Genomic DNA, 26,842 nt, shown 5'->3' on the forward strand with positions numbered 1-26,842 from the left:
ACCACTCAACGCTGCAAACGGCTAACCCGTCGCAACGCGGCCGGGCACGGCTCTAGGATCGGCCGGAGTGATTGGTTTTGGCACGGCCAAGATTACTTCTTGGCCAGGTCCTCGAGGCGCTGCTGCATCTCCAGCATCTGCCGTTTGAGGTCGTCCAGCTCACCGCCGGCATAGCCCCCCTGGGCCCCCTGCGCGGCCGCCTGCGGAGCCTGGGGCTGCGCCCCGCCGGCGGGCGGCGTGAAGCCGGTGAACATCTTCATGGCGTCGCCGAAGAAGTTCATGTTGGTGCGCACCGACTGCTCGATCGCGTTCTGGAACGCGGCCGGGCCGAAGCTGTGGGCGAATTTCTCGCGCAGGCCGTCCTGGTCCTTGGCGAAGTTCGCCATCGAGAATTCCAGGAAGCTCGGCACCATCGTGCGCATGCTGTCGCCGTAGAAGCGGATCAGCTGGCGCAGGAACGCCACCGGCAGCAGGTTCTCGGCGCCGGCCTTGTTCTCCTGCTCGAAGATGATCTGCGTCAGCACCGACCGGGTGATGTCGTCGCCCGCCCGCGCATCGTAGACGACGAAGTCCTCGCCGTTCTGGACCATCGTGGCGAGGTCCTCCAGCGTCACGTAGGTCGAGGTGCCGGTGTGATACAGGCGCCGGTTCGCGTATTTCTTGATGACGGTCTGGGTGGCCTTGACGGTATCCGCCATCGGGAACGGCCTTTCTGAACTCGGGACTCGGGGGCGCTGCAGGCACGCGCGACGCGTCCCGGCGGGATCGTCTTCGCGCCCGCAGCACGGACCTTAAAGCCTTCCACAGGCGCAGAAAACAGCAAACTGCACCTCTTCAACGCAGAATAATGCCGGGTGCCGGCCTTCGCACAGGCCATTTCAGTCTCGCAGGCGCGTCATCGGGGCGTTTTCACCCCCAAAGGTCGATCCTTGACTTCGCCGACTCCAAGCCCTTCATCGCGGGACCGGCTTTTAGAGCGCGCCCGAACTGAGGAAGGCGCGCCGGCTTGTAAGAGGAGAACGTTCACATGGCAGGCAGCGAAGAGATCGTCATCGTCGGGGCCGCGCGCACCGCGGTCGGCTCGTTCGGCGGCGCCTTCGGGGCTGTCCCGGCCCACGAGCTCGGCGCCACCGCGATCAAGGCCGCCCTGGAGCGCGCCAAGGTCTCCCCCGACGACGTGGACGAGGTGATCTTCGGCCAGGTGCTCACGGCCGGCGCCGGCCAGAACCCCGCCCGGCAGGCCGCGATCAAGGCCGGCATCCCCGAGAAGGCCACCGCGTGGGGCCTCAACCAGGTCTGCGGCTCCGGCCTGCGCACCGTCGCCATCGGCATGCAGCAGATCGCCAACGGCGACGCCACCGTGATCGTGGCCGGCGGCCAGGAATCGATGTCGCTCTCGCCCCACGCCCAGTACCTGCGCGGCGGCCAGAAGATGGGCGACCTCAAGCTCATCGACACGATGATCAAGGACGGGCTCTGGGACGCCTTCAACGGCTACCACATGGGCCAGACCGCCGAGAACGTCGCCCAGGCGTTCCAGCTCACCCGCGAGCAGCAGGACCAGTTCGCGACCCGCTCGCAGAACAAGGCCGAGGCCGCCCGCAAGGAGGGCCGGTTCAAGGACGAGATCGTGCCCGTCACGATCCCCGGCAAGAAGGGCGACACGATCGTCGACACCGACGAGTACATCCGCGACGGCGCCACCGTGGAAGCGATGGCCAAGCTCAAGCCGGCCTTCGCGAAGGAGGGCACGGTGACGGCCGCCAACGCGTCCGGCCTGAACGACGGCGCCGCCGCGCTGGTGCTGATGTCGGCCTCCGAGGCGGAGCGGCGCGGGCTGACGCCGCTCGCCAAGATCAAGTCCTGGGCGACCGCGGGCGTCGATCCCAAGGTGATGGGCACCGGCCCGATCCCGGCCTCGCGCAAGGCCCTGGAGAAGGCCGGCTGGAAGCCCTCCGACCTCGACCTGATCGAGGCCAACGAGGCCTTCGCGGCTCAGGCGCTCGCGGTGAACAAGGACATGGGCTGGGACGATTCGAAGGTGAACGTCAACGGCGGCGCCATCGCCATCGGCCACCCGATCGGCGCCTCCGGTGCCCGCGTCCTCGTCACCCTGCTGCACGAGATGAAGCGGCGCGACGCCAAGAAGGGCCTCGCCACCCTGTGCATCGGCGGCGGCATGGGCGTCGCCATGTGCCTCGAGCGGCCGTGATCGGTTTGTAACGATCGGCTGTCCACCAATATAGACTTGAGTCCTAACTCAGAAAAAATCGCGTGCGGACGCCATCCGCACGCGGCATCACGTGATGCGAACAGGAGGAAACAACAATGTCTCAAGGACGCGTCGCGCTCGTTACGGGCGGCACCCGCGGAATCGGCGCCGCGATCTCGAAGGGCTTGCAGGCCAAGGGCTACAAGGTCGCGGCCAATTACGCCGGCAACGACGAGGCGGCCCAGGCCTTCAAGGCCGAGACCGGCATCCCGGTCTTCAAGTTCGACGTCGGCGACTACGAGAGCTGCCAGGCCGGCATCGCGTCGGTCGAGGCCGAGCTGGGTCCGGTCGAGGTGCTGGTCAACAACGCCGGCATCACCCGCGACGGCGCCTTCCACAAGATGGATTTCGCCAAGTGGCAGGCGGTCATCAAGACCAACCTGGACTCGGTGTTCACCTGCACCCGGCCGGTGATCGAGGGCATGCGCAGCCGCGGCTTCGGCCGGATCATCATCATCTCGTCGATCAACGGCCAGAAGGGCCAGGCCGGCCAGACCAACTACTCGGCCGCCAAGGCCGGCGTGATCGGCTTCGCCAAGGCACTCGCCCAGGAGAGCGCCTCCAAGGGCATCACCGTCAACGTGATCGCGCCGGGCTACATCGCCACCGACATGGTGATGGCGGTGCCGGAGGAGATCCGCAACAAGATCATCGCGACGATCCCCACCGGCCGCCTCGGCAAGTCGGAAGAGATCGCCCACGCGGTGGAATACCTGGCGAGCGACGAGGCCGGCTTCATCAACGGCTCGACGCTCACCGTGAACGGCGGCCAGCACTTCGTCTGATTTTTTTCGGTACGACGGGCGTGTCCGGCTCTGCCGGGCCGCCACATCGATCTCGGACGCCGCGCCGCCCTGCCGGGCCGCGCGGCGTTTCTTTGTGTTCGTGCTTCCGGTCAGATCTCATCTTCGATCGGCGACACACGGCCGGCAGGATAAGCCGCCTTGTCATTCCGGGGCACCGCAGGCGAGCCCGGAACCCAGAGCCGCCGCCGGTGCAAGGTCATCGTGGACCTGAGTTTCTGGATTCCGGGCTCCGCGTCGCGGTCCCGGAATGACCGGGTGGCTGCGCGTAAGACGCTCGGACTTCAGAGCGAGCACAGCACGTCTTATCCGCACAAACACCGGTTTGAACTGATCCTCGCAGGATCTTTGTCAAACGCGCGCCGGTGGGCGGAACGAAATCCACGCGATCCTCACGAATTTCTTTTCCCACCGTAGATCCCATCAGACTGCGCGTGGATCTGTGCATTGCGGGGTCGGACGCGCGGAATCGCACAGGTGCTCCGGAACACGAACAATTCGAGCTGTCCCGGATAGGTCTCGTTTCGGCCCCGCGTGGTTGTTCGCGCCAGCAGGAACGAAGGCCCCGATACGATGAACACCCCATTCACCAAGCGCGATGCCGGTGAAACTCTTGCCGCCGACCGGACGGTCGATGCACGCGGCGTCGCGATGCTGGCCAAGCTCGGTCTCGCCGCGGCTTGCGCCCTCGGCCTCGCCGCCTGCGTCACCCCGCAGGAACGGCACGCGATGGATCAGGGCCAGTGCTACGAATTCGGCTTCGAGCCCGGCACCGATGCGTTTGCCCAGTGCACGATGGACCTGCACCAGCAGCGCGCGCTGACCCAGGCGAACCGGGACCTGTACTGGCAGTCCCAGTTCGCCGCGCAGACCCGCCGCCGGGAGGCGCAGCAGGATCTCTACAAGCAGATCAGCCTGCAGCGCAGCGGCGACCCCCGCTTTCCCGTCTGCGGCGCCGCCTCGGACGGCGGCATGGACCGCCGGACCATGACCTGGTTCGGCCCGAACTGCCGCGCCCGCTGATCCCGATCCGGAGAGACCCCCATGTCCGATGTCATCACCCGCGGCCCGCAGAAGCCTGGCCGGCTCATCTTCATCGCCACCGCCGTGGTCGGCATCGCGACCGCATTCATCACCGGCGACATCGTGCGGTTCGCCCTGGCCGTTCTCGGCTGCGCGTCGCTGCTCAGCGTGAGCTACGCGCTGGTCGCGCGGCGCCTCGGTTGGCAGCCGCTGAAGGTCGGCGAGTTGTTCGACACGGTGTTTCAGCTGGTGCTGCACTGACCCGCTTCCCTTCGCGGGCTACGCGAAGGGAAACCGAGACGACCGGCTCGATTCCGCGAAGTCTGGCCGATCACGCCCCCCGTAACTTCGCCGAATCGACAGTCCCGAGACCGCCATGACGCTCGCCCTGATCCTCGCCAGCCTCCTCCTGGTCAACGTTCTGATGGCCGGTCTGTTCTCCCTGGTCGCCCTCTGGGCCGACTGAGCTACGGTGCGCCGACGCAATTGGCGTAGAACGTCGTGGTCGCCGGCCAGTCCGAGAACACGCCGAGCACGCCGACCTGGCCGTGCAGCACGTCCAACAACCGCAGGATGTCGCCATCCCCGGTCACCACCGGTTTTATCGACTGGTAGTAGTAGCCGCCGCCCTCCTTGAGCGGACCCGACCGCTCCAGCGACCAGGCGATCAGGCCGAGGCCGGCCTTCTTGGCCTCCCGTGCATAGGTCGAGGGCTCGATGGCGCCCTCAGGCCCGGGACGGACCAGCATCCACAGGGGAGGCGCCAGGATCTTCACGCCCTTGCCGGAAAGCTCGGCCATGCCCGGCTTCCAGGTGTCCGGCTTCTCCGGGTCGAAGCCCTTGGTGGTCTCGTCCCGGTCGTCGAGGAAGATCGCCTGGCGGCCGAAATCCGGGTCCTTCTCGAGCCAGTACAGGATATCCCGGAGCTGGAAGCTCTGCGGATAGACGTCGGAGGCCGGGATGCCGGCCTGCTTGTACTCGTCGATCAGCTGCTGGGCGTATTGATCCTGGGTATAGGTGCCCTCGAACGGCATCGGGACCTGGGGCGCCTTCAGCTCCGGCGTGAACTTGCGCCCCATCCCCTTCACCAGGGCGATGTACTCCTTGTGGGACATCAGCGTGCCGGTGGTGGCGTAGAGGTCGGTGCGCCAGTGCGGCGTCGCGTTCATGTAGGCGGCCAGCGTAGTCGCGTCCGGGTCGGCCGCGTCCATCTTGCCGTTCAGCGACTTGAACTCGTCGAGGGTCAGGTCGCTGGTGCAGCACTTGGCCGATGCCTTGCGGCCGGTGGCCGGGTCGGCCGGCTCGAAACCCTTCGTGCACTTCGCCGCGAGGTTCGGCCGGGCCAGGATGTCCGTGGTCGTGTGCAGGTCGCACTGGCTGTGTCGGCAGACCAGCTGGCGGTCCTTGGTGAAGGCGACGTCGCACTCGATGATTCCGGCCCCCATCCGGTAGGCGGCGAGCAGCCCCTCGCGGGTATGCTCGGGGAACATCAGCGGCGCCCCCCGGTGCGAGATCGAGAAGCTTCGCGGGGTGTAGGGCCGGTCGACACCGCAGGCGGCCAGGTGCTCCTTGAGCGGCCCGGGCTTCAGCTGGTCGACGAGGTAGAACGGACGCGGCCCAAGCTGCACCCCCTCGCCGGCGAGCGCCGACCCACCCGCCAGCAGCAGCCCGAGGACGGCTAGGATCGCGCGCATCGACAGATCTCCCGGTTCTCGCTGCCCGTAAGGCGGGACGGTGACAGGGCCGTGACCCTCTCTCGCCGACTCACGAGCCCGCATGGTAGCTGCGATCCATGAGCCGAACAGCGTCATCCGCGGGCCGCGACATATCGCGCTCCGCCGCCACCCTCGCGGGTTTCGGGGCGATCCTGTTGTGGTCGCTGCTCGCTTTGTTCACCGCCGCCTCCGGGACGGTGCCGCCGTTCCAGCTCGCCGCCATGACCTTTTCGATCGGCGGCCTGTGCGGCTGCGCCGCCTGGATCGGTCGTCCGGCCGGGGCCCGCGCGCTGCTCCAGCCCTGGCCGGTCTGGCTGCTCGGGGTCGGCGGATTGTTCGGCTACCACGCCCTCTATTTCAGCGCCCTGCGCTTGGCGCCGCCGGCCGAGGCCGGGCTGATCAACTACCTCTGGCCGCTGCTGATCGTCCTGTTCTCGGCCCGGCTGCCGGGCTCGGGCGGCCTGCGCGCCGGACATCTCGCCGGGGCGGTGCTCGGTCTGGCCGGCGTCGCCGCCCTGTTCGTCGGCCGGGGCAACCTCGATTTCGCCGCGGGCGCGCTGCCCGGTTACGCCGCCTCCCTGGCGGCGGCCTTCGTGTGGGCCGGCTACTCGGTGCTGTCGGCCCGGGTCGGCCAGGTGCCGACCGACGCGGTCGCGGGCTTCTGCCTCGTCACGGCGGCGCTGAGTCTGGCCTGTCATCTCGCCTTCGAGACCACGGTCTGGCCGGCGGACGCCACGCAATGGGGGGCGGTGCTGCTTCTCGGGATCGGGCCGGTGGGGGCCGCCTTCTATCTCTGGGACATCGGCTGCAAGCGGGGCGACGTCCGCCTGCTCGGCGTCACCGCCTATGCGGCGCCGGTGCTGTCGACACTGATCCTCGTGGCGACCGGCTATGCCAGCCCCGGCCCGGCCCTGGCGCTGGCCTGCCTGCTGATCGTAGCCGGCGCGCTGACGGCGGTGCGGGCATCCCAGGCTGCCCCGAGGGCGGTCTGATCTCCACGCTTTGTGGCCGCTGATGGAGCCATCACGATCGTGGGCGGTGCGGCGCCTTGCACGGCGCCGCCCGGGCCATACCTGTTGGTGGCGGGGGGCACCCGCCGGCCGAAGGTCTCGAGGGCCATGCTCAGCACCGATACAGACATCCTCGCCGCCGCCGCATCCTGGCGGCGGGACGGGCGCGCCGTGGCACTCGCCACCGTGATCGAGACCTGGGGCTCGGCGCCGCGACCCGTCGGGAGCCACCTCGTGGTCGATGGGGACGGCAATTTCCTCGGCTCCGTCTCGGGCGGCTGCGTCGAGGGATCCGTGATTACCGAGGCGATCGAGGTGATCGAGGCCGGGGCGCCGCGCATCCTTGAATTCGGCGTCGCGGACGAGACCGCATGGCGGGCCGGGCTGTCCTGCGGCGGCCGGATCCGGGTCTTCGTCGAGCGGGTCGACTGATGCGCACCGAGATTCTGGACAGCCTCAACGCCGAGCGCGCCGCGCGCCGGGCCGCGATCCTGGTCACCGATCTGGTCGACGGGACGCAGCGCCTCGTTCGCGAGGCCGAGATGGCCGCCGATCCGGCGGCGGAGGTGCTGGGCCGGCATATGGCCTCGGGCAAGAGCGGTCTCGTCGAGATCGACGGCCGGCAGGTTTTCTTGACCGTGCAGGTTCCGCCGGTTCGTCTTGTGGTGATCGGCGCCGTCCACATCTCGCAGGCGATGGCGCCCATGGCCGCCGGCCTCGATCTCGCCGTCACCGTGATCGACCCGCGTACCGCCTTCGCGAGCCCGGAGCGCTTCCCGGGTATCGACCTCGTAGCCGAGTGGCCCGATGCCGCCCTCGGGAGCCGCGTGCCGCCCCTCGATCGCTATTGCGCGCTCGCCGCGCTGACCCACGATCCCAAGATCGACGATCCGGCGCTGAAGGCGGCCCTGTCCGCCGGGTGCTTCTATGTCGGGGCGCTGGGCTCGCGGAAGACCCATGCGGCCCGCGCCGCCCGGCTCGCTGAGGCCGGCTTCTCGTCCGAGCTGATCGGCCGGATCCGGGCGCCGATCGGGCTCGCCATCGGGGCGGTGAGCCCGGCCGAGATCGCGTTGGCGGTGCTAGCCGAGGTCGTGGCGACGCTCCGCCGGGTCCCTCGACCGGAGGCCGCGTGAGGTTCGGCCCCGTGCCGGTCGCCGAGGCGGCCGGCCTGATCAGCGCCCACACCGTGCGACGCGACGGCATCACCCTGCGCAAGGGCGCGGTGATCCCCGAGGACGCCGCTGCAGGCTTGGCCCGGGTGGGCCTCTCGGAGATTGTCGCTGCCGCCCTCGAACCCGGCGACGTCGGCGAGGACGCTGCCGCCGCCCGGCTTGCCGCGCATCTGCGCGGGCCGAACCTGCGCGCGGAGGCCCCCTTCACCGGGCGCTGCAACCTGTTCGCCGAGACCGCCGGGGTCCTGACCCTGGCGCCGGCCCGGATCGATGCGGTCAACGCCATCGACGAGGCGGTGACGGTGGCGACCCTGCCGCCGTTCAAGCCGGTGGTCGAGGGCGAGATGGTCGCCACCGTGAAGATCATTCCGTACGCCGTGGCGGGCGCGGTCCTCGCGCAAGCCTGCGCGGCCGAAAACGGCTGCGCGCTGGCTGTGGCACCCTACCGCCGCCTGCGCGTGGGCGTGGTCTCGACCCGCCTGCCGAGCCTCAAGGAGACCACCATCGATCGGACGCTCCGGGTCCTGGCCGAGCGCCTCGCGCCGGCCGGCGCCGCGATCGTCTTCGAGGATCGCGTGGCGCACGCGGCCGAGGCCGTGGCGGCGGCGCTGATCGAGGCGATCGACGGCGCCGGGGCGGATCTGGTGGTCGTGTTCGGGGCCTCGGCCATCGCCGACCGGCGCGACGTGATCCCGGCGGGCATCGCGGCGGCGGGGGGGCGGGTCGAGCATCTGGGCATGCCGGTCGATCCCGGGAACCTGCTCTTGGTCGGCAGCCGGGCCGGCGTGCCGGTGGTCGGGGCGCCGGGTTGCGCCCGCTCGCCCAAGGAGAACGGCTTCGACTGGATCCTGCACCGGCTGCTGGCGGACCTGCCCGTCACGCGGGCCGACATCGTCGCCCTGGGGGTGGGCGGCCTGCTGATGGAGATCGTCTCGCGGCCGCAGCCTCGGGCCGGCGGGGAGGCGGCCGATGCCGACGCCTGAGATCGGCACCGTCCTGCTGGCGGCGGGCCTTGGAACCCGGTTCGGCCCGGAGCCCAAGATGCTGGCGCTGCTCGACGGCCGCCCGCTGGTCCGCCACGCCGCCGAGGCCGCCCTGGCGGCCGGTCCGCGCCCGGTGGTGGTGGTGCTCGGCGCCCATGCCGACGCCGTGCGGAGGGCGCTCTCAGGGCTCGATGTGGTGCTGGTCGAGAACCCGGATTTCCGCGCCGGACTGGCGACGTCGCTGCTTGCAGGCGTGGCGGCGCTCCCGCAGGATTGCGAAGCGGCCGTCATCGTGCTCGGCGATATGCCGCGGATCTTCGCGGTTCACATCGACCGATTGGCCGCAGCCTTCGAAGAGACTTCGCGTTCTGTGGCGGCCGTCGTCCCGGTTCTGGCCAGCCTTCGCGGAAACCCGGTGCTGCTCAATCTGCGCCGCCTCGCCCCCGACATCGCCCGGCTCACCGGCGATCGCGGCGCCGGGCCGCTGCTCCGGGACCGGTCCGATGTCCTGGAGATCCCGGGCGATGCGGCGATCGCCCTCGATATCGACACGCCGGCCGCGTTGCGGGCCGCCGAGGGGGCCTGACGCTCAGCGCCCGGTCGCGCTCGGGGTGCGTCCGGCCTTGGCGTCGCTCCGGCAGCGGTCGGAGCAGTAGCGCACCTCGTCCCAGACCCGCTCCCACTTCTTGCGCCAGGCGAATGGGCGGCCGCATTGGGCGCACACCTTCTCCGGGAGGTCGCCCTTTCGGCGCATCCGCGGCATCGTTTCCACCCCTGTCACCGTGCATGACCCGGGGCGGAACCGGGTTGGGCCCGGCCCGTTCCGTCTTCACGAGAAGGCGTTGAACGATTCGGGAGCGCGCCATGCTGAAAGTCACCTATATCGACGTCCACGATCGCTCGACGGACCGGCCCTTGAGCGGCTGGTACATCACCGATGCCAACGGTGCGATGATCGGCGACGCGCACCGCTACGACGACCAGGCCAGCGGGCTGCGTGCGCTCAGCGCCCTGAGCGTGTGACGCGCCTCGGGTCGGCCCGGGCGTCCAGCACCTTGGCCAGCCCGAGCATCACCGCGAGCCCGGTGAGGTTGACCGCCATCTGGAGCGGCCAAGCGGTGTCGAAGGTGCGGTAGAGGATCCGCCCGATCAGGGCCGCCAGGCAGCCGGCGGCGAAGATCTCCAGGGAATGCCGGCCGCAGGCATCGATCAGCCGCAGCCGGCGCCAACCGGAGAGACGCCGGACGGCCGGGGCGCTGAAGATCAGGTAGGTCAGCGCCAGGATGTGCAGCAGGCGCAGCGGCGCGACATGGCCCTTGTCGGGCGAGCCGATCGGCAGCACTCGGAGGTCCGGCAGGCCCCATTCCGCCCAGGAGCCGCCCTGCAGCAGGCCGAAGGCCAGGTAGGCGAAGGCGAGGGCGGCGGCCCAGTTGCGCCAGGGGAGCAGGCCGTCTCCGGCCCGGACCGCCATCGCCAGGACCGCCCCGATCACGAACAGGAACTGCCAGGCGAACGGGTTGAAGTACCAGCCGTCGTCTACCGCGGCGGCGTTGGGCAGGTTCAGGTGGGAATCGACGTTGGCGGCCAGCCACAGCGTTCCCGACAGCGCCAGCACGCCCCAGACCCCGCGTTGCAGCCCGAAATAGATGACCGGGAACACGGCCAACAGCAGGATGTAGAGGGGCAGGATGTCGAGGTAGTTCGGCAGCGCGTTGAGGGCGAGCCCGCGCAGCAGCCCCGGCAGCAGCCCCATCTGCAGCAGCGGCGCGACGCCGAAGCGCGGGGTCAGCCCGGTGAGGTCCATCCAGATGCGGACGATGATCAGCGTGGCGAGCAGCAGCCCGGCCTGGAACAGGTAGATCCGCAGGCAGCGCCGGGCGATGCGCGCCAGGGTCGGCCACGTCCCGGCCCGGCCGAACAGGCCGCCATAGGCGACCATCGACGAATAGCCCGCCAGCAGCACGAAGATCTCGGCCGCGTCCGAGAAGCCGAAATTGTGCAGGGTCAAGAGCGCCGGCGCGTTGCGCGGGATGTGGTCGATGAAGATCGTCAGGAGCGCGAAGCCGCGCAGCACGTCGACCCGGGCATCCCGGACGGGCTTTTTCCGAGGCGGATCGGGCGCGGGCCCCGGCGCCGGGGCCATGCCGCCGATGGGTGCCCGCTCAAGGTCGTCGAGGCTCTTCACGCAACCATCACCGGGACGCTCTTTCGCCAAGCTCGGCGCGGGGCGTGCACCGCAATGCAATATAACCGACTCGAACACCAATGCCGCGACGGATCGCGTCGATCACGCGCCTGTGTTCCGGACCGCCCGTCGTTCGGCCTCCGGTCGATCGGAACCGTGCGTCACGCCCCGTTTTCGGGGTGATGCGGTGCATGGCCGCCCGACATCGGCAACGCTGACGCCGGGCCGATCCGGATCGGCGTCGCATCGCGGTCGCATCGCACCCCCGCACATCGCCGACGATCGCTGTTATAGAGGCGCCGGATCGATCCCGGTGGGTGCCGGGGAAGGGCAGGGTTCATGCGCGTCCTCGTCACCGGAGCCGGCGATTTCCTCGGCCGCCGCCTGCTCGAGGCGCTGCGGGAGGGGCTGCCCACTGGCAGCCAAATCCTGGGCATCGACCGCCGCCCGCTTCCACCCCTCGACGGCGTCGCCGCCCTGGATGTCGACCCGTTCGATGCCGACAGGCTCGACGCGGCGGTGGCGGCGTTCGAGCCGACCGTCGTGTTCCACCTGGCCGCCCTGGCGTCGGTCGCCCGGTCGAGCGAGACGCCGGCCTATGCCTGGCGGGCGGACCTGCTGGGCAGCCTCAACCTCGCCGAGGCCGTGGCGCGGACCCGGGCGACCCTGATCTTCCTGAGCTCGACGGTGGTGTACGGGGAGGCGTTCCGCGACAGGCCCCGGCCGGACGAATCCGTGACGCCCCGGCCCGACACGATCTCGGGCCGCACCAAGAGCGCCTGCGAGTACATCCTGCGCGACGTGCTCGCCAATGCCGGGGTGCGGCACCTCGTGCTGCGGCCCTCGAACTATATCGGCCCCGGCCAGAGCGAGACCTTCGTGGCCGCCTCCTTCGCGGGACAGATCGCGCGGATCGAGCGCGGCCTCGCCCCCCCGATTCTGGAGGCCGGGGACCTCGCCGCGGCGCGCGACTTCCTCGACGTGTCGGACGTGACCGCGGCCTGCCTGCGGGCCCTGGACCGGGCCGACGACCTGCCCGACGGCGGCACCTTCAACGTCGGCACCGGGATCGTCACGCCGGTCTCGGCGATCCTCGACCTGTTCCGCGACCTGACCGAGGCGGCGTTCACCGTGCAGGTCGCGCCCGACCGCACCCGGCCGACGGGCGCCCGCAGCCAGGGCTGCGATCCCTCGGCCTTCACGGCGGCCACGGGCTGGCAGCCCGCGATCCCCCTGGCACAGAGCCTTCAGGCTATGCTGGACGCGGCGCGGGCGCGTCTGGGATGAGGGGGCCTCTCAGCGTGAGAGGGCGAGCCGCCTGATCCGGCGCACGCGGAAGACGACGCGACGCTTCTCGAGAGGGCCGCCAGATCACACGTCTCCCGCACGGGCTACAGGGTTCACGCATCGGCCATTGAAGGCGCGACGCGCGCTCATCCCATTCGGCGACGGGTTGCGCAGGTGGGACTCATCATCTTTTCAACCGGCGGACAGCTCGGTCCTGGACGTCAAGCGGCGGCTGGATCGATGCGGCCGAGCGCCGTCATCCCGGGGCCGCGCAGCGGAGCCCCGGGAACCAGAGACGCCGACGTGTCAAGCTCTTGCGCCGAAAGCGGTTCTGGGTTCCGGGCTCGCCTGCGGCGCCCCGGAACGACGGCCACGGTCGTCGCGTCGGGGGGATCAACCCTCGGACGATGGGTCGTCCGGCCCGTGTAACCCGTAACCCCGGGGGGAGGAGAAACACAGCATTCCCCTCATCCGCGAACCGGCACCGACCTTCCAAGACGCGCCGCAGCGCCGGTCGCGAGCGAAGAATCGGATCGTGGCCCAGCCTATCGGGACGAGGGCCTGGGATCGGCCGAAATGGTCCCGGCTCGAAGGCCGGGACCGAATCCTATCGCGAAAACTTCTTGTACTTGATCTTCTTCGGCATCAGCGAATCAGCCCCGAGCCGGCGCATCTTGTCCGCTTCGTAGTCGGAGAAGTTGCCCTCGAACCATTCCACGTGGCTGTCGCCCTCGAAGGCCAGGATGTGCGTCGCGATGCGGTTCAGGAACCAGCGATCGTGGCTGATGATCACCGCGCAGCCTGCGTAATCCTCCAGCGCGTCCTCGAGGGCGCGCAGGGTCTCCATGTCGAGGTCGTTGGTCGGCTCGTCGAGCAGCAGCACGTTGGCGCCGCCCTTCAGGGTCCGGGCGAGGTGGACGCGGTTGCGCTCGCCGCCCGACAGGGTGCCGACCTTCTTCTGCTGGTCGCCGCCCTTGAACGCGAAGGCCGCGCAATAGGCGCGGGAATTGATCTCGCGCTTGTTGAAATAGATGATGTCGTTGCCGCCCGAGACCTCCTGCCAGACTGTGGCGCTGGGATCGAGGGCGTCGCGCGACTGATCGACGTAGCCGAGCTTCACCGTCTCGCCGACCGCGATCTTGCCGCCGTCCGGCGTCTCCTGGCCCGTGATCATCTTGAACAGGGTGGTCTTGCCGGCCCCGTTCGGACCGATCACCCCGACGATGCCGCCGGGCGGCAGCTTGAACGACAGGTCTTCGATCAGCAGGCGGTCGCCGAACGCCTTGTTGAGGTGCTCGAACTCGATGACGTTGTTGCCCAGCCGCTCGTCGATCGGGATCACGATCTGCGCGGCGGCGTCGACCTTGTTGTTCTGCTTGGCGACCAGCTCCTCGTAGCGGGTGATGCGGGCCTTCGACTTCGACTGCCGGGCCTTGGGCGAGGCGGCGATCCACTCCTGCTCGCGCGTGATCGAGCGCTGGCGGGCCATGTCCTCGCGGCCCTCCTGCTGGAGGCGCTTCTGCTTCTGCACCAGCCAGGCCGAGTAGTTGCCCTCGTACGGGTAGCCCCGGCCGCGATCGAGCTCGAGGATCCAGCTGGTGACGTTGTCGAGGAAGTAGCGATCGTGGGTCACGATCAGGATCGCGCCCGGATAGGACTTCAGGTGGCCTTCGAGCCAGTTCACCGTCTCGGCGTCGAGGTGGTTGGTCGGCTCGTCGAGCAGGAGAAGCTCCGGCTCCCACAGCAGCAGCTTGCACAGGGCCACGCGGCGGCGCTCGCCGCCCGACAGGGTCGCGACCGGCTGCTCGTCGCTCGGGCAGCCCAGGGCCTCCATGGCCTGATCGACCTTGGAATCGAGCTCCCAGAGATTGGCCGCCTCGATCTTGTCCTGGAGCGCCGTCATCTCGTCGGCGGTCTCCTCGGAATAGTTCATGGCGAGTTCGTTGTAGCGGTCGAGCAGCGCCTGCTTCTCGGCCACGCCCTCCATGATGTTCTGGCGGACCGACTTGTTCGGATCGAGCTGCGGCTCCTGCGGCAGGTAGCCGACCCGGGCGCCCTGGGCGACGAAGCCCTCGCCGGTCCACTCCGTGTCGATGCCGGCCATGATCTTGAGCAGGGTCGACTTGCCCGAGCCGTTGATGCCGAGCACGCCGATCTTGGCGTCCGGGTAGAACGACAGGTTGACGTCCTCCAGGACCTTCTTGCCGCCCAGGTAGGACTTCGTGAGTCCCCGCATGTGGTAGATGAATTCGCGAGCCATCGCGGATCGTCCTCGGCGCGTTGTTCGGGGCTGCGCGGTGCGTGCCAGCGGCACGGGTCAGGCCCGGGGCCTTGGACCCGTCCTGTACGCGCGTTCCCCACGATATAAGAATGTCGCCGACCGAGTATCAGGCCCGCCCGGCACCGGCAAGGACGCCCGCCGGCGGTCCGCGGCTCAGGCGAAGGGATTGGCCACGGATTTGGGCGCCTCGTCGGCCGCCTCCGCCACCGCGTCGGGCAGGTCGCCGGCCTCCAGGGCCTTCACGATGGCCTCAGCGGTGGCCTGGAGCAGGCGCGCCTGCGCCAGGCCGGCCTTGTCCTTGGTGAGGTCGAGGGTGCCGTGCAGGGCGATTCGGTCGGTGCCGTTCTCGAAGCTCAGGGCGCCGATGGTGCGGACCGACGCGTCGTCGGCGAAGGGTTCGAAGGCGTCCGCCTTGGGCTTCCGGCGGCTCGGCTTGTCCTCTGGCATGGTCCCTCTCAGAAGATCGATCGCAGCAGGTCGCGCAGAAGCTTGCGCGCGGCGCGGTGAAGCTCGTGGCCGAGCCAGTCCTGCCAGCTCTGCTCGGGCCGGGGGCGGTGCCCCTCCGAGCGCGCCCCGGCACGGGGGTCCGGCAGGGTCATCGCGCCGGCCCGGGCGGCGGGCGGCAGGGCCGGGAACACGTCGATCCCGGCCTCGCGGGTGAGGTCGTCGATCGAGACCGCGCGCCAGTCCCGGGCGTCGTCGTTGCGGGCCAGGTAGGCGCCGGCCTCGCCGCTGGCCGGGTCGTAGAGCGCCTTGAACAATTGGGTGGGCACCAGAACCCCGCCCTTGATCTGCTGGACCGCGTCCCCGGAGAAGATCACCCCGGTGACGACGAAGAGTGCGCCGCGCCGGCTCGCCAGCCGCCGGGTGCCCTCCTCGATGTCGGCCCAGAGCCCGCGGTTGAGCGCCCGGTTCTGCGGCACGATGTTGGCCAGGCTGAACGATTCGGCCTGGGCGGTCAGGGTCGGCATGTCGCCCGCCGGGGCGAGGTGTCCGCGGTCGAAGCCGCTGCGGACGTAATCCTCCAGGGATGCGCGCTCGGCATCCGGCAGCCGCGCCTCCTCGTGGAACGCGTCGTCGCGGGCGACCGTGCGGGCGTCGGCGACGCTGGCCCGGGTGAGGTGCTCGGCGGAATAGAGCGGCGTGCGCGTCACCCCCGAATGCAGGACCGCGAAGGCTTCGAAGCAGAGTGGCACCGTGCGGGCGGCGAGCTTTGCGTTCGTCAGGACCGGCGCGAGCCCGCCGGCGAACAGCGCCGGGCAGGTCTCCTGGGATCGGGCCGGCGCCGACAGGGCGAGGACGGCGAGCGCCGCGGCACACGCCCCCCGGGGCAGCGCTACCAGCATACCCGCACCCGCCGGGGACCCTCCGGGGTCGGACGGTCGCGCCACGCGCAGGGGCGGCCGAGGCTCCCCGTGAAGGGCCGGGCGTCGCGGTCCGGACCGCCGGGCTGGACCCGCGGCGGGCAGGCGCCCAGGAAGTTGCACGGGAAATCGAGGTTGCCGTCCGGCGGCCGAGGACTGGCGTAAGCTTGGCCGGCAAAAGCTTGGCCGGCGGGGGTAATCGCCAGCATGAGCGAAATGATGCACAGACGAGCCGGGCTCAAGAGCGGACCTCATGTGGCGGTAAGGGCACGTGACTGGAAAAAACGTCGATCGGACATTGATCGCGCCGCCGATCGTTCGTACGTGGCACTATCATGACAGCGACGGTCGGGTCGGTTCTAGCATGAACGCGTGACCCCCGGGCGCTGGCGTCGTGACGGCGAGACCCCTTTTTCGGAAGCCCGCGTGACGGGGCCGTTACCACACTCGAACGAGCGGATGCTTCCCTTGGCGATATCCTCTGACCACGCGGCGTTGCTCGACCGTATCCCGGAGCCTGCGGCGCTTCGGCAGCTTCCCGAATCCGAGTTGCAGGCGGTGGCGGACGCGGTGCGGGCCGAGATGATCGACGCGGTGTCGATCACCGGCGGCCATCTCGGCTCCGGGCTCGGCGTGGTCGAGCTCACGGTCGCCCTGCACCACGTGTTCGACACCCCCGACGACCGCATCGTCTGGGACGTCGGCCACCAGTGCTACCCGCACAAGATCCTGACCGGGCGCCGCGACCGCATCCGGACGCTGCGCCAGGGGGGCGGCCTGTCCGGCTTCACCAAGCGCTCCGAGAGCGCCTACGACCCGTTCGGCGCCGCCCATTCCTCGACCTCGATCTCGGCCGCGCTCGGCATGGCGGTCGCCCGCGACCTCGACGCCGACGCCGCCAAGGCCAAGGGCCGGACACCTAAGCGCCGCAACGCCATCGCGGTGATCGGCGACGGCTCGATGTCGGCCGGCATGGCCTACGAGGCCATGAACAACGCCGGCGCCCTGCATTCGCGCCTGATCGTCATCCTCAACGACAACGACATGTCGATCGCCCCGCCGGTCGGCGCGATGTCGGGCTATCTCGCTCGCCTGGCCTCGGGCGGCACCTACCAGTCCCTGCGCGAGACCGCCAAGCAGCTCGGCAAGCTTCTACCCAAGGCGCTCTACCAGCGCGCGGCGGCCGCCGAAGAGTACGCCCGCTCCCTGGTGGTGGGCGGCGGCACGATGTTCGAGGAGATGGGTTTTCACTATGTCGGCCCGGTCGACGGGCACAACCTCGACCAGCTGCTGCCCGTCCTGAAGAACGTCCGCGACGCCGAGCACGGCCCGATCCTGCTCCACGTCGTCACCCGCAAGGGCAAGGGCTACGCCCCGGCCGAGGCCTCGGCCGACCGCTACCACGGCGTGGTCAAGTTCGACGTGGTCTCGGGGGTCCAGGCGAAGGCCAAGCCCAACGCGCCGGCCTACACAAGGGTGTTCGGCGAGAGCCTGATCAAGGCGGCCGACGCCGACGACAAGGTCGTGGCGATCACCGCGGCGATGCCGGGCGGCACCGGCATCGATCTCTTTGGGAAAGCCCACCCCGAAAAAACCTTCGACGTCGGCATCGCCGAGCAGCACGCGGTGACGTTTGCCGGCGGCTTGGCCACCGAGGGCTACCGGCCGTTCGTGGCGATCTACTCGACCTTCCTGCAGCGGGCCTACGACCAGGTCGTGCACGACGTGGCGCTGCAGAACCTGCCGGTGCGGTTCTGCCTGGACCGGGCCGGGCTGGTCGGCGCGGACGGGGCGACGCATGCCGGCGCGTTCGACCTGGCGTACCTGTGCTGCCTGCCGAACATGACCGTGATGGCGGCCTCCGACGAGGCCGAGCTGGTGCACATGGTGGCGACGGCGCACGCCCATGACAGCGGCCCGATCGCTCTGCGCTACCCGCGCGGCGAGGGCGTCGGCGTCGAATTGCCGGAGCGGGGCGACGTCCTGGCGATCGGCAAGGGCCGGATGGTCCGCCAGGACCCGGAGGCGCGGGTGGCGATCCTGTCGCTGGGCACGCGGCTGTCGGAGGCCTTGAAGGCGGCGGATACACTCTCGGAGCAGGGCGTGGCGGTGAGCGTGGCGGATGCGCGCTTTGCCAAGCCGCTGGACGAGGCGCTGATCCTGGACCTGGCGCAGAGCCACGAGGTTCTGATCACCATCGAGGAGGGCTCGCGCGGCGGGTTCGGGGCGATGGTGCTGCACCTCTTGTCCGAGAAGGGTGCGCTGGATGCCGGGCGCGTCCGGGTGCGGACCCTGACGCTGCCGGACCTGTACCAGGACCACGACAGCCCGGAGAAGATGTACGCCGAGGCCGGCCTCGACGCCGCAACCATCGTCAAGACCGCGCTGGCCACCCTGCCGGAGCGCAAGGAAGGCCGCTCGCGCCTGCGCCTGGCCTGATCCAGGCCGGGTGCGACGTGACAAGGCAGCTTTCCGGGGCGCGTTGTCTGCGGATTAGCGAGACGTGGCAGTGCCGCATCGCGGCGATTCCTGTGCTGGGTCCCGGATCAGGTTCCGCTGCGCTCCACCTGTCCGGGAAAGGGGTGGTGCAGGGTCGAACGCGACGCCTTTTCCCGGGCGCATGGAGCGTCAGCGGAATGCGACCCGGGATCCAGCATGATGAGTGCCGCGCAGCGGCTCCGAGCAAACCGATTCTACCCCTCGCTTGCCGCTCAGGCGGTTCGATGACACAAGCGCGGCGCGGCGGGGTCCCCCGCCCGCGCCGGCATTCCGCAACGCTTTAGACACGCGATGGTAGAGGCCACTTCCTCCGGCCCGTCCGAGGTCGGCCCCGTGCTGATCACCGGCGCGAGCGGGTTCCTCGGTTCAGCCCTGGTCGACGTGTTCCGCCGGGCCGGCTTCCCGGTGCGCATCCTCGTGCGCGCCACGAGCCCGCGCCGGAACCTGACCTGGACCGATGTCGAGATCGCCGAAGGGGACATGCGCGACCCTGCGGCCGTGGCCGCCGCCCTGCGCGGCCAGCGCTACCTGATCCACGCCGCGGCCGATTACCGGCTCTGGGCGCCGGATATGGAGGAGATCGTCTGCACCAACCGCGACGGCACCCGCCTGATGATGCGCGCGGCCCTCGATGCGGGCGTCGAGCGGGTGGTCTACACGTCGAGCGTCGCCACCATCAAGCCGCCGGCCGACGGGGTCACGCCCTCCGATGAGACCATGCCGCTGACGCCCGAGACGGCCATCGGCGCCTACAAGCGCAGCAAGGTCGTGGCCGAGCGCGTGGTCGAGGAGATGATCGCCCGGGACGGGTTGCAGGCGGTGATCGTCAACCCGTCGACCCCGATCGGCCCCCGGGACGTGAAGCCGACGCCCACCGGCCGGATCATCCAGGAGGCGGCGCTGGGCAAGATGCCGGCCTTCGTGGATACCGGGCTGAACCTCGCCCATGTCGACGACGTGGCCCACGGCCACCTGCTGGCGCTCCGCAAGGGGCGGATCGGCGAGCGCTACATCCTGGGCGGCGAGGACGTGTTCCTGTCGCAGATGCTCGCCGACATCGCCGGCATGGTCGGTCGCAAGCCCCCGACCGTGAACCTGCCGCGGGCCGCGGTCTACCCGGTGGCGTTCTTCGCCCAGCTCGCCGCCCGGGTCACCGGCCGCCAGCCGTTCGCCACGATCGACGGCATCCGCATGTCCCGCTACCGGATGTTTTTTTCCGACAAGAAGGCCCGGGCGGAGCTGGGCTATACGGCGCGGCCCTATCGCGAGGGCCTGTCCGACGCGATCGCGTGGTTCCGCCAGGCCGGGTATCTCGGATGAGCAAGCTCGACACCGCGACCGCGGCACGCTCCGGCAAGGGGCACCGCGACGAGAACTTTCCGGTCGCCTCGCACCTGATCCATCCGCGCCACCGCGGGGCGATCCTGGCGTTCTACAACTTCGTCCGCGCCGGCGACGACGTAGCCGACCACACGGAACTCGCGTCCGAGCGCAAGCTCGCGCTGCTCGACCAGCTGGCCGACGCGCTCACCGGCGCCGGCCCTTCCGACCCGGAGGCCGAGCCGCTCAAGCGCGAGCTCGCCGCCCGCGGCCTGCCGCCCCGCCACGCGCTCGAACTCCTCGACGCGTTCCGGATGGACGCGCGCAAGAACCGTACGGCGAACTGGGACGAGCTGATCCACTATTGCCGCTATTCGGCGATGCCGGTCGGGCGCTTCGTCCTCGACGTCCACGGCGAGGATCCGGCCCGGGTCTATAAGGCCTCCGACGCGATCTGCGCGGCGCTCCAGATCATCAATCACCTCCAAGATTGCGGCAAGGATTTTTCGGGGCTCGACCGGGTCTACATCCCGCAGGACACGCTCGACCGGCACGGTGCGAGCATCGCGATGCTGGGTGCCCCCAAGGCGACCCCGCAGCTCCGGGCGGTGATCGCCGAGCTGGCGCAACGCTGCCTCGACCTCCTCGACGAGGGCTCGGCCCTGCCGGACCTGATCGACGACCTGCGGCTCTCCCTGGAGATCGCCGCGATCCACCGGCTCGCCGTGGTGCTCGCCAAGGGTCTGACCACGCGCGATCCGCTCTCGGACAAAGTCCATCACGGCAAGGCCGCCTTCGCCCTCACCGCGCTCGGCGGCGTCGCCGCCACCCTGGCGCGCCGGCCCTTCCGGGGCCGGATCGTGCGGGGCGCGGCTCAGGGAATCCGCTCGTGAGCGCCACCGCGACCCCCATCACCGATCAGGACGCGGCCGCCCCGGCCCTGCCGGCCGCCGGCTCGTCGTTCTACACCGCCATGCGCCTGCTCCCGAAGGAGCGGCGCGAGGCGATGTATGCCGTCTACGCCTTCTGCCGCTCCGTCGACGACGTGGCCGACGATGGCGGGGCGCGGGCGGTGCGGCAGGTCGAGCTCGATCGCTGGCGCGCCGACATCGACGCCCTCTATGCCGGCCGTCCGGCCGCGCGGGTGCGCGACCTCGTCGAGCCGGTGCGCCGCTACGACCTGAAGCGCGAGGATTTCCAGGCGGTGATCGACGGCATGGCCATGGATGCCGTCGCGGACATCGTCGCTCCGGATGCCGAGACCCTCGACCTCTATTGCGACCGGGTGGCGAGCGCGGTCGGCCGCCTGTCGGTGCGGATCTTCGGCATGCCGGAGGCGGACGGGATCCGGCTCGCCTGGCACCAGGGCCGGGCGCTCCAGCTCACCAACATCCTCCGGGACATCGACGAGGATGCCGAGCGCGGCCGCCTCTACCTGCCCCGCGAGAAGCTGGCCGCCATCGGGCTGGCCGATCCCACCCCGGCGCAGGCGGTCGGCCACCCGCGCATCGGGGAGGTCTGCATCTCGCTCGCGCGGGAGGCGGAGGATCATTACCAGGCGACCTGGGAGATCATCCGGCGCAGCCCCCGCAAGGCGACCAAGGCCGCCCGGCTGATGGCCGCCGCCTATCACCTCTACCTGAAGGCGGTGCTCGAGCGCGGCTGGGCGATGCCCCGCGCCCGGGTCAAGCCCGGCAAGCTGGCGCTGCTCGCCGTCGTCCTCCGGCACGGACTGGTCTGATGGGAACCGTCCACGTCGTCGGGGCCGGGCTGGCCGGCCTCTCCGCCGCCGTCGCGCTGGCCGAGACCGGTGCCCGGGTGGTGCTGCACGAGGCCGCCAAGCAGGCCGGCGGGCGCTGCCGTTCCTATTACGACCCGTCGCTGGGCCTGACGATCGACAACGGCAACCACCTGCTGCTGTCGGGCAACGCCGACGCCCTGGGCTTCCTCAAGACCGTCGGCGCCCCCGCCGACGCCCTCGCCGGACCCGACGAGGCGGCGTTCGACTTCGCCGACCTGAAGACCGGCGAACGCTGGTGCCTGCGCCCCAATGCCGGGCGGCTGCCCTGGTGGGTGATGAGCCCGTCGCGCCGCGTCCCCGGCACCCGCGCCCGCGATTATCTCGCCCCGCTCGGAATCCTGCGCGCGGCCTCCGGCAAGCCCGAGGGCGCCGGGGGCACGATCGGCGACAGCATGGCCTGCGAGGGCGACCTCTACGCCCGGCTCTGGCACCCGGTCCTCCTGGCCGCGCTCAACACCGAGCCGCGGGACAGCGATGTCGGGCTGGCCGCCCGGATCCTGCGCGAGAGCCTCGGCGCCGGCGGCAAGGCCTGCCGCCCGCTGGTGGCGGTGGAGGGCCTGTCCTACGCCTTCGTGGACCCGGCCCTGCGCTACCTGAGCGCCCGCGGCTGCGAGATCCGCGTCGGCCGGCGCCTGCGCGGCCTCGACGGCGCCGACGGCCGAATCGGGCAGCTGCTGTTCTCCGACGGCCCGGAGGCGATCGGCCCCGACGACGGAATCGTGCTCGCCCTGCCGCCCTGGGTCGCCCGGGAGGTGTTGCCGGGTCTCCTCGCCCCGGTGGAATTCCGATCTATCGTGAACGCGCATTTCGCCCTTGCACCGAAGCCCGGCGGCCCGCTGGTCCTCGGCGTCGTAAACGCCCTGACGGAGTGGCTTTTCGCCTATCCGGACCGGTACTCGGTGACGATTAGCGGTGCCGACCGGCTCCTCGACGTGCCCCGGGAAGACCTCGCCCGCCAGATCTGGGGTGAGATCGCACAGTTGTGCAGTCTTGCCCCGGAACTGCCCAGCTGGCAGATCGTAAAGGAGAAGCGTGCGACCTTCGCGGCGACGCCGGCCGAGGCCGCGCGTCGCTCGGGGGCCGAAACCGCCTACGAGAATCTCGTCCTGGCAGGCGATTGGACCGCCACCGGTCTGCCATCGACGATCGAGGGAGCGATCCGTTCGGGCAAGACGGCCGCGCGTGCGCTGCGTCACGGATCGTCCGTGCGCGGCGGGTTACGCGCGCCGGTATCGGGCGCATTGGGCGCCGCTTGAGGCATGGCGGCCGCAACGCAGCGGCCGTTCGAGGCGAGGACCATGAGAGAGGCCGTAAGCAAGGTCGAGCCGCTTCAGCGCTCGAAGACCCAGGGGATCTCGCTCGACGACGTCGAGCGCGGCGTGGCGCAGGCGACGCGCGCGCTGATCAACCTGGCGCACGACGACGGGCATATCTGCTTCGAACTCGAGGCCGATGCCACGATTCCGTCCGAATACGTCCTGTTCCACCACTTCCGCGGCACGCCCGTGCCCGAAGGCCTCGAGGCCAAGATCGGCAACTACCTGCGCCGCACCCAAGGCCGGCACGGCGGCTGGGCCCTCGTCCACGAGGGGCCGTTCGACATGAGCTGCACGGTCAAGGCGTATTTCGCCCTCAAGATGATCGGCGAGGACATCGAGGCGCCGTACATGCGCCGGGCCCGGGAGGCGATCCTGTCCCGCGGCGGCGCGGCCAACGCCAACGTCTTCACCCGCTTCATGCTGGCGCTCTACGGTGAGGTGCCCTGGCGCGCCGTGCCGGTGATGCCCGTGGAGGTGATGTTCCTGCCGAAGTGGTTCCCGTTCCACCTCGACAAGATCAGCTACTGGGCTCGCACCACCGTGGTGCCGCTGTTCGTGCTCCAGGCGACCAAGCCGCGCGCCCGCAACCCGCGCGGGATCAGCGTCCAGGAGCTGTTCATCACGCCGCCCGAGAGCGTCCGCACCTGGCCGGGCTCCCCGCACGCGACTTGGCCGTGGACGCCGATCTTCGGCTTCATCGACCGGATGCTGCAGCTGGTCGAGGACCGCCTGCCGCGCAAGAGCCGCCAGCGCGCCATGGAGAAGGCCCGCGCCTGGGTCAGCGAGCGCCTGAACGGCGAGGATGGCCTGGGGGCGATCTTCCCCGCCATGGTCAACTCGGTGCTGATGTACGAGGTGATGGGCTACCGCCCCGATCACCCGCAGGTCCGCGTCGCCTGCGACGCCATCGAGAAGCTGGTGGTCGAGAAGGCCGACGAGGCCTACGTCCAGCCCTGCGTCTCCCCGGTCTGGGATACGGCGCTGGCCGCGCACGCCCTCCTGGAGGCCGGCAGCCCCGAGGCCGAGGCCCAGGCCCGCGCCGGGCTCGACTGGCTGAAGCCCCGCCAGGTGCTCGACATCGTCGGCGACTGGGCGGCGCGCAAGCCGAAGGTCCGCCCCGGCGGCTGGGCCTTCCAGTACGCCAACGCGCACTACCCCGATCTCGACGACACCGCCGTGGTGGTGATGGCCATGGACCGGGCCATGCACCAGCACGGGCTGGTCGCCGGCATGCCGGACTACAAGGCCTCGATCGCCCGCGCCCGGGAATGGGTCGAGGGCCTGCAGTCGCAGGACGGCGGCTGGGCGGCGTTCGACGCCGACAACAACCACATGTACCTCAACCACATCCCGTTCTCCGACCACGGCGCGCTGCTCGACCCGCCGACCGCGGACGTCACCGCCCGCGTGGTCGGGATGCTGGCGCAGCTCGGCGAGACCCGGGAGACCTCCCGGGCGCTCGACCGCGGCGTGAACTACCTGCTCAACGACCAAGAGGAGGACGGCTCCTGGTACGGCCGCTGGGGCATGAACTTCATCTACGGCACCTGGTCGGTGCTGTGCGCTCTCAACGCCGCGGGGGTCGATTCCGCCGATCCGCGGATCCAGCGCTCGGTGTCCTGGCTGATCCGGATCCAGAACCCGGATGGCGGCTGGGGCGAGGACGCCTCGTCCTACAAGATCGATCCGGCCTTCGAGGCGGGCTCGTCCACGGCCTCGCAGACCGCCTGGGCGCTGCTGGCCCTGATGGCGGCCGGCGCGGTCGACGACCCGGCCGTGACCCGCGGCATCAACTTCCTGACCCGCACGCAGGGCGCGGACGGATTCTGGAACGAGGAGCGCTACACCGCCACGGGCTTCCCGCGGGTGTTCTACCTGCGGTACCATGGCTACCCGAAGTTCTTCCCGCTCTGGGCGATGGCGCGGTTCCGCAACCTGAAGCGCACCAACAGCCGGCGCGTCCAGTTCGGCATGTGACGCGCCCGGCGCCGACCTTCGGGCCGGCGCCACCGTTCGGGACGACGCCGGAGCGGATCGCAAGAGTCCTTCCGCCCGCGAACCCCGGTATTGCGAACGTGGCTTCCTCCGACGACGATCCCGCGGCGCCGGCACCCCGGCGCTCGCGGCTCCTTGCGGAGCTCGCCGGACTGGTCCACCAGCGCGCGATGATCGATCCTGCCGCGCCCGTCCTCGCCGTCACCGGTCTCGCCCGCGAGCGCCGCCTCGCGGCCGGGGAGGGGGTCGAGGCGGTCGGTGCCGGCGGCAACCCGCACCGCCTGCGCCAGCTCCTCGACGCGCGCCCGCAGCCCGGCTGCCGGGCGGTGATCAGCTTCGGCATCGCGGGCGGCCTCGACCCGTCCCTGAAGCCCGGCGACGTGGTGGTGGGTACCGGGGTCATCGGCGAGGAAGGCCGGCGCGCCGCCGACCTCGATCTCTCCGCCACGCTGCTCAACGCCCTGGCGGGCATCGGTCCCCGGGTCATCCCGGCCGACCTCGCGGGGGTCGACACCGCCGTTCTCGGGGTCGACGGCAAGGCGGACCTGCGCGCCCTGACCGGCGCCGCCGCCGTCGACATGGAATCCCACGTCGCCGCCGCCTTCGCGGGCCGCCACGGCCTGCCCTTCGCGGCCCTCCGGGTGGTCTGCGACCCCGCCAACCAGGCGCTTCCGGCCTTTGCCGCAGAGGCGCTCACCCCGGACGGCGAGCCCGACATCGCCGCGGTGTTTTTCGCTTTTGCCCGGGGTAGGGCGCGGCTCGGCGACCTGATGCGGTTGGCCCGTGATTCGAACGCGGCGTTCGCGGCCTTGGGCAAGTGCCGCACGCGGTTGGGACCGGGGCTCGGGATTCCGGTACCGATCACCCAAGCCTGAGGGTTCCCCAGGAGTGGCACCTCTTGGGATCCGTGCGGGCTGTTCCCGTCATCACGGACAGAAAACCGTCTATCGCTTGTTTTCGCCATTCGATAGCACGCTTCAGGATCGTCAGCGCCCGGCTGTTGGTTCCGAAGAGCGAAAGCAGTATGCCATCGTAGGTGAAAAGATTTTCCGCAAGCATCGAGTAACCTCGAACCGCGCCATCGGGACTGCCATCGCGGCTCACCCGATGAAATCGTGATGAAAGGGCAAGCATTAACAGATCCAGTATCGCGTCTGCATTTCTTTGGAATATATCTGAAAATCCTTGGTTGTAATGGATTGCCTTACCATCATGCGGAAGGTTCGAGAAATAGAAAACATTTTGGGCGCCGAAAGCCTGTTCGCAGTAATTTCGGCATTCGAGACTATCGGTTGATATAAAAACTGGAGTGAGTACAGAATTCCTGAGCCTTTCAATAGTCGGTTTGTAGTTGGTTTTATAATCCGTATTCCGTATGTGTATGGCGCTGTACGGCGATCCAATCGTGTCCATTCGTTCCACAAGTTGGTCGATGATATTATCGTTGATGGTGAGTTTCGTTAAAGCAAATAAGGATATCGCGCCTCCGCCATAGGCGTGATGGACAAGTAGCTGATGCGGATAATCCATGCTCATATCAAACGAGACAGGAATCCCGGTCTCCCAATCAACAATCTCGTCGCGTTCGTCTCTTACCCAAGGGTAATAACCATTGACACGTCCTTGAAGGGCGGGCGGAAACACAACCATCGAGTCGAACGACTCGATCAAATTCCGTGCGCTCAAGACCAGATTTGATTCCTTGCTTGTAAAGTAATTAGACATCTCGTCTTTGAATGTTATAGAATTGGCGTACGCGGTATCGACAATAAGGGTCCGGCCAGATCTATCTGCATACCGATGCATGAGTTCA

27 protein-coding genes are annotated in these 26,842 nt (G+C 69.5%); 18 read left to right on the top strand and 9 right to left on the bottom strand.

Annotated features, from left to right (window positions below):
• Positions 1-92: 92 nt before the first annotated feature.
• Positions 93-698, bottom strand: coding sequence for a polyhydroxyalkanoate synthesis repressor PhaR (phaR, locus tag MFF40_RS20060; protein WP_147854947.1), 606 nt, complete (start codon positions 696-698; stop codon positions 93-95).
• Positions 699-1,027: 329 nt separating this feature from the next.
• Here phaR and MFF40_RS20065 point away from each other — a divergent pair, with 329 nt between their 5' ends.
• From MFF40_RS20065 to MFF40_RS20080, 4 genes are all read left to right on the top strand, one after another.
• Positions 1,028-2,212 (top strand): acetyl-CoA C-acetyltransferase, encoded by a 1,185-nt coding sequence (locus MFF40_RS20065; RefSeq protein ID WP_147854948.1) that lies wholly within the window; start codon positions 1,028-1,030, stop codon positions 2,210-2,212.
• Between the two features lie 116 nt (positions 2,213-2,328).
• Positions 2,329-3,057, top strand: coding sequence for an acetoacetyl-CoA reductase (gene phbB, locus MFF40_RS20070; protein ID WP_147854949.1), 729 nt, complete (start codon positions 2,329-2,331; stop codon positions 3,055-3,057).
• Between the two features lie 591 nt (positions 3,058-3,648).
• Positions 3,649-4,098, top strand: a complete 450-nt coding sequence (locus tag MFF40_RS20075) for a hypothetical protein (RefSeq protein WP_147898180.1) — start codon at positions 3,649-3,651, stop codon at positions 4,096-4,098.
• A gap of 21 nt (positions 4,099-4,119) precedes the next feature.
• A complete protein-coding gene (locus MFF40_RS20080) occupies positions 4,120-4,359 on the top strand; it encodes a hypothetical protein (protein WP_147898181.1) in 240 nt (79 codons plus the stop codon).
• Between the two features lie 206 nt (positions 4,360-4,565).
• Here the strand turns inward: MFF40_RS20080 and MFF40_RS20085 are convergent, their stop codons facing one another.
• Positions 4,566-5,792, bottom strand: coding sequence for a glycerophosphodiester phosphodiesterase family protein (locus tag MFF40_RS20085; RefSeq protein WP_147854952.1), 1,227 nt, complete (start codon positions 5,790-5,792; stop codon positions 4,566-4,568).
• Between the two features lie 98 nt (positions 5,793-5,890).
• On the opposite strand from MFF40_RS20085, the gene yddG reads away from it, so the two are divergent.
• The 5 genes from yddG to MFF40_RS20110 all read left to right on the top strand — a co-directional run bounded on the left by yddG (position 5,891) and on the right by MFF40_RS20110 (position 9,564).
• The gene (yddG, locus tag MFF40_RS20090; protein ID WP_187277721.1) at positions 5,891-6,805 is read left to right on the top strand and encodes an aromatic amino acid exporter YddG; all 915 of its coding nucleotides are present in this window, start codon (positions 5,891-5,893) and stop codon (positions 6,803-6,805) included.
• Between the two features lie 126 nt (positions 6,806-6,931).
• Positions 6,932-7,255: an XdhC family protein gene (locus tag MFF40_RS20095; RefSeq protein ID WP_147854953.1), complete on the top strand. Its 324-nt coding sequence runs from the start codon at positions 6,932-6,934 to the stop codon at positions 7,253-7,255.
• Positions 7,255-7,956 carry an XdhC family protein gene (locus tag MFF40_RS20100; RefSeq protein ID WP_147854954.1) on the top strand — a complete coding sequence of 234 codons (702 nt, stop codon included), beginning with the start codon at positions 7,255-7,257 and terminating at the stop codon, positions 7,954-7,956. The genes MFF40_RS20095 and MFF40_RS20100 overlap by 1 nt, the downstream gene beginning before the upstream one ends.
• On the top strand, positions 7,953-8,978 hold the full coding sequence (locus MFF40_RS20105) for a molybdopterin-binding protein (RefSeq protein ID WP_147898182.1): 1,026 nt from the start codon (positions 7,953-7,955) through the stop codon (positions 8,976-8,978). The genes MFF40_RS20100 and MFF40_RS20105 overlap by 4 nt, the downstream gene beginning before the upstream one ends.
• A complete protein-coding gene (locus MFF40_RS20110; protein WP_147898183.1) occupies positions 8,965-9,564 on the top strand; it encodes a nucleotidyltransferase family protein in 600 nt (199 codons plus the stop codon). The genes MFF40_RS20105 and MFF40_RS20110 overlap by 14 nt, the downstream gene beginning before the upstream one ends.
• Before the next feature lie 3 nt (positions 9,565-9,567).
• Here MFF40_RS20110 and MFF40_RS20115 read toward each other — a convergent pair whose 3' ends face one another.
• A complete protein-coding gene (locus MFF40_RS20115; protein ID WP_187277802.1) occupies positions 9,568-9,741 on the bottom strand; it encodes a DUF2256 domain-containing protein in 174 nt (57 codons plus the stop codon).
• 101 nt (positions 9,742-9,842) lie between these two features.
• On the opposite strand from MFF40_RS20115, the gene MFF40_RS20120 reads away from it, so the two are divergent.
• Positions 9,843-10,001 carry a hypothetical protein gene (locus MFF40_RS20120; RefSeq protein ID WP_187277801.1) on the top strand — a complete coding sequence of 53 codons (159 nt, stop codon included), beginning with the start codon at positions 9,843-9,845 and terminating at the stop codon, positions 9,999-10,001.
• Here the strand turns inward: MFF40_RS20120 and MFF40_RS20125 are convergent.
• Positions 9,982-11,163: an OpgC family protein gene (locus MFF40_RS20125; protein WP_238261944.1), complete on the bottom strand. Its 1,182-nt coding sequence runs from the start codon at positions 11,161-11,163 to the stop codon at positions 9,982-9,984. The two genes, MFF40_RS20120 and MFF40_RS20125, sit on opposite strands and share 20 nt — an antisense overlap.
• 339 nt (positions 11,164-11,502) lie before the next feature.
• On the opposite strand from MFF40_RS20125, the gene MFF40_RS20130 reads away from it, so the two are divergent.
• On the top strand, positions 11,503-12,450 hold the full coding sequence (locus MFF40_RS20130) for an NAD-dependent epimerase/dehydratase family protein (protein ID WP_147855860.1): 948 nt from the start codon (positions 11,503-11,505) through the stop codon (positions 12,448-12,450).
• Positions 12,451-13,057: 607 nt separating this feature from the next.
• Here the strand turns inward: MFF40_RS20130 and ettA are convergent.
• The 4 genes from ettA to MFF40_RS20150 form a co-directional block, all read right to left on the bottom strand.
• Positions 13,058-14,710, bottom strand: a complete 1,653-nt coding sequence (gene ettA, locus MFF40_RS20135) for an energy-dependent translational throttle protein EttA (protein ID WP_147855859.1) — start codon at positions 14,708-14,710, stop codon at positions 13,058-13,060.
• Positions 14,711-14,884: 174 nt separating this feature from the next.
• Positions 14,885-15,178 carry a hypothetical protein gene (locus MFF40_RS20140; RefSeq protein WP_147855858.1) on the bottom strand — a complete coding sequence of 98 codons (294 nt, stop codon included), beginning with the start codon at positions 15,176-15,178 and terminating at the stop codon, positions 14,885-14,887.
• An 8-nt stretch (positions 15,179-15,186) separates the two neighbouring features.
• On the bottom strand, positions 15,187-16,077 hold the full coding sequence (locus MFF40_RS20145) for a DNA/RNA non-specific endonuclease (protein ID WP_238261946.1): 891 nt from the start codon (positions 16,075-16,077) through the stop codon (positions 15,187-15,189).
• Positions 16,068-16,304, bottom strand: coding sequence for a hypothetical protein (locus MFF40_RS20150; protein WP_147853937.1), 237 nt, complete (start codon positions 16,302-16,304; stop codon positions 16,068-16,070). Before MFF40_RS20150 ends, MFF40_RS20145 begins: the two co-directional genes overlap by 10 nt.
• Before the next feature lie 265 nt (positions 16,305-16,569).
• On the opposite strand from MFF40_RS20150, the gene dxs reads away from it, so the two are divergent.
• From dxs to MFF40_RS20185, 7 genes are all read left to right on the top strand, one after another.
• Positions 16,570-18,534, top strand: coding sequence for a 1-deoxy-D-xylulose-5-phosphate synthase (gene dxs, locus MFF40_RS20155; protein WP_415623841.1), 1,965 nt, complete (start codon positions 16,570-16,572; stop codon positions 18,532-18,534).
• 351 nt (positions 18,535-18,885) lie between these two features.
• Positions 18,886-19,914 (top strand): hopanoid-associated sugar epimerase, encoded by a 1,029-nt coding sequence (gene hpnA / locus MFF40_RS20160; protein ID WP_147898188.1) that lies wholly within the window; start codon positions 18,886-18,888, stop codon positions 19,912-19,914.
• A complete protein-coding gene (gene hpnC, locus MFF40_RS20165; protein WP_147898189.1) occupies positions 19,911-20,807 on the top strand; it encodes a squalene synthase HpnC in 897 nt (298 codons plus the stop codon). The genes hpnA and hpnC overlap by 4 nt, the downstream gene beginning before the upstream one ends.
• Complete coding sequence (hpnD, locus tag MFF40_RS20170) at positions 20,804-21,655, top strand: presqualene diphosphate synthase HpnD (protein WP_147853933.1); 852 nt, start codon at positions 20,804-20,806, stop codon at positions 21,653-21,655. The genes hpnC and hpnD overlap by 4 nt, the downstream gene beginning before the upstream one ends.
• A complete protein-coding gene (gene hpnE, locus MFF40_RS20175; RefSeq protein ID WP_147898190.1) occupies positions 21,655-22,971 on the top strand; it encodes a hydroxysqualene dehydroxylase HpnE in 1,317 nt (438 codons plus the stop codon). The genes hpnD and hpnE overlap by 1 nt, the downstream gene beginning before the upstream one ends.
• A 42-nt stretch (positions 22,972-23,013) precedes the next feature.
• Entirely contained in the window at positions 23,014-25,011 is a 1,998-nt protein-coding gene (shc, locus tag MFF40_RS20180; protein WP_147898191.1) for a squalene--hopene cyclase, read from the top strand.
• Between the two features lie 98 nt (positions 25,012-25,109).
• Entirely contained in the window at positions 25,110-25,904 is a 795-nt protein-coding gene (locus MFF40_RS20185) for a phosphorylase (protein ID WP_147898192.1), read from the top strand.
• Here the strand turns inward: MFF40_RS20185 and MFF40_RS20190 are convergent.
• Positions 25,891-26,715 (bottom strand): hypothetical protein, encoded by an 825-nt coding sequence (locus tag MFF40_RS20190; protein WP_147898193.1) that lies wholly within the window; start codon positions 26,713-26,715, stop codon positions 25,891-25,893. The two genes, MFF40_RS20185 and MFF40_RS20190, sit on opposite strands and share 14 nt — an antisense overlap.
• Positions 26,716-26,842 lie beyond the last annotated feature (127 nt).

Origin of the sequence: Methylobacterium mesophilicum (genome assembly GCF_022179445.1) — a bacterium.
In the GTDB taxonomy this organism is placed as follows: Bacteria; Pseudomonadota; Alphaproteobacteria; order Rhizobiales; family Beijerinckiaceae; genus Methylobacterium; species Methylobacterium mesophilicum.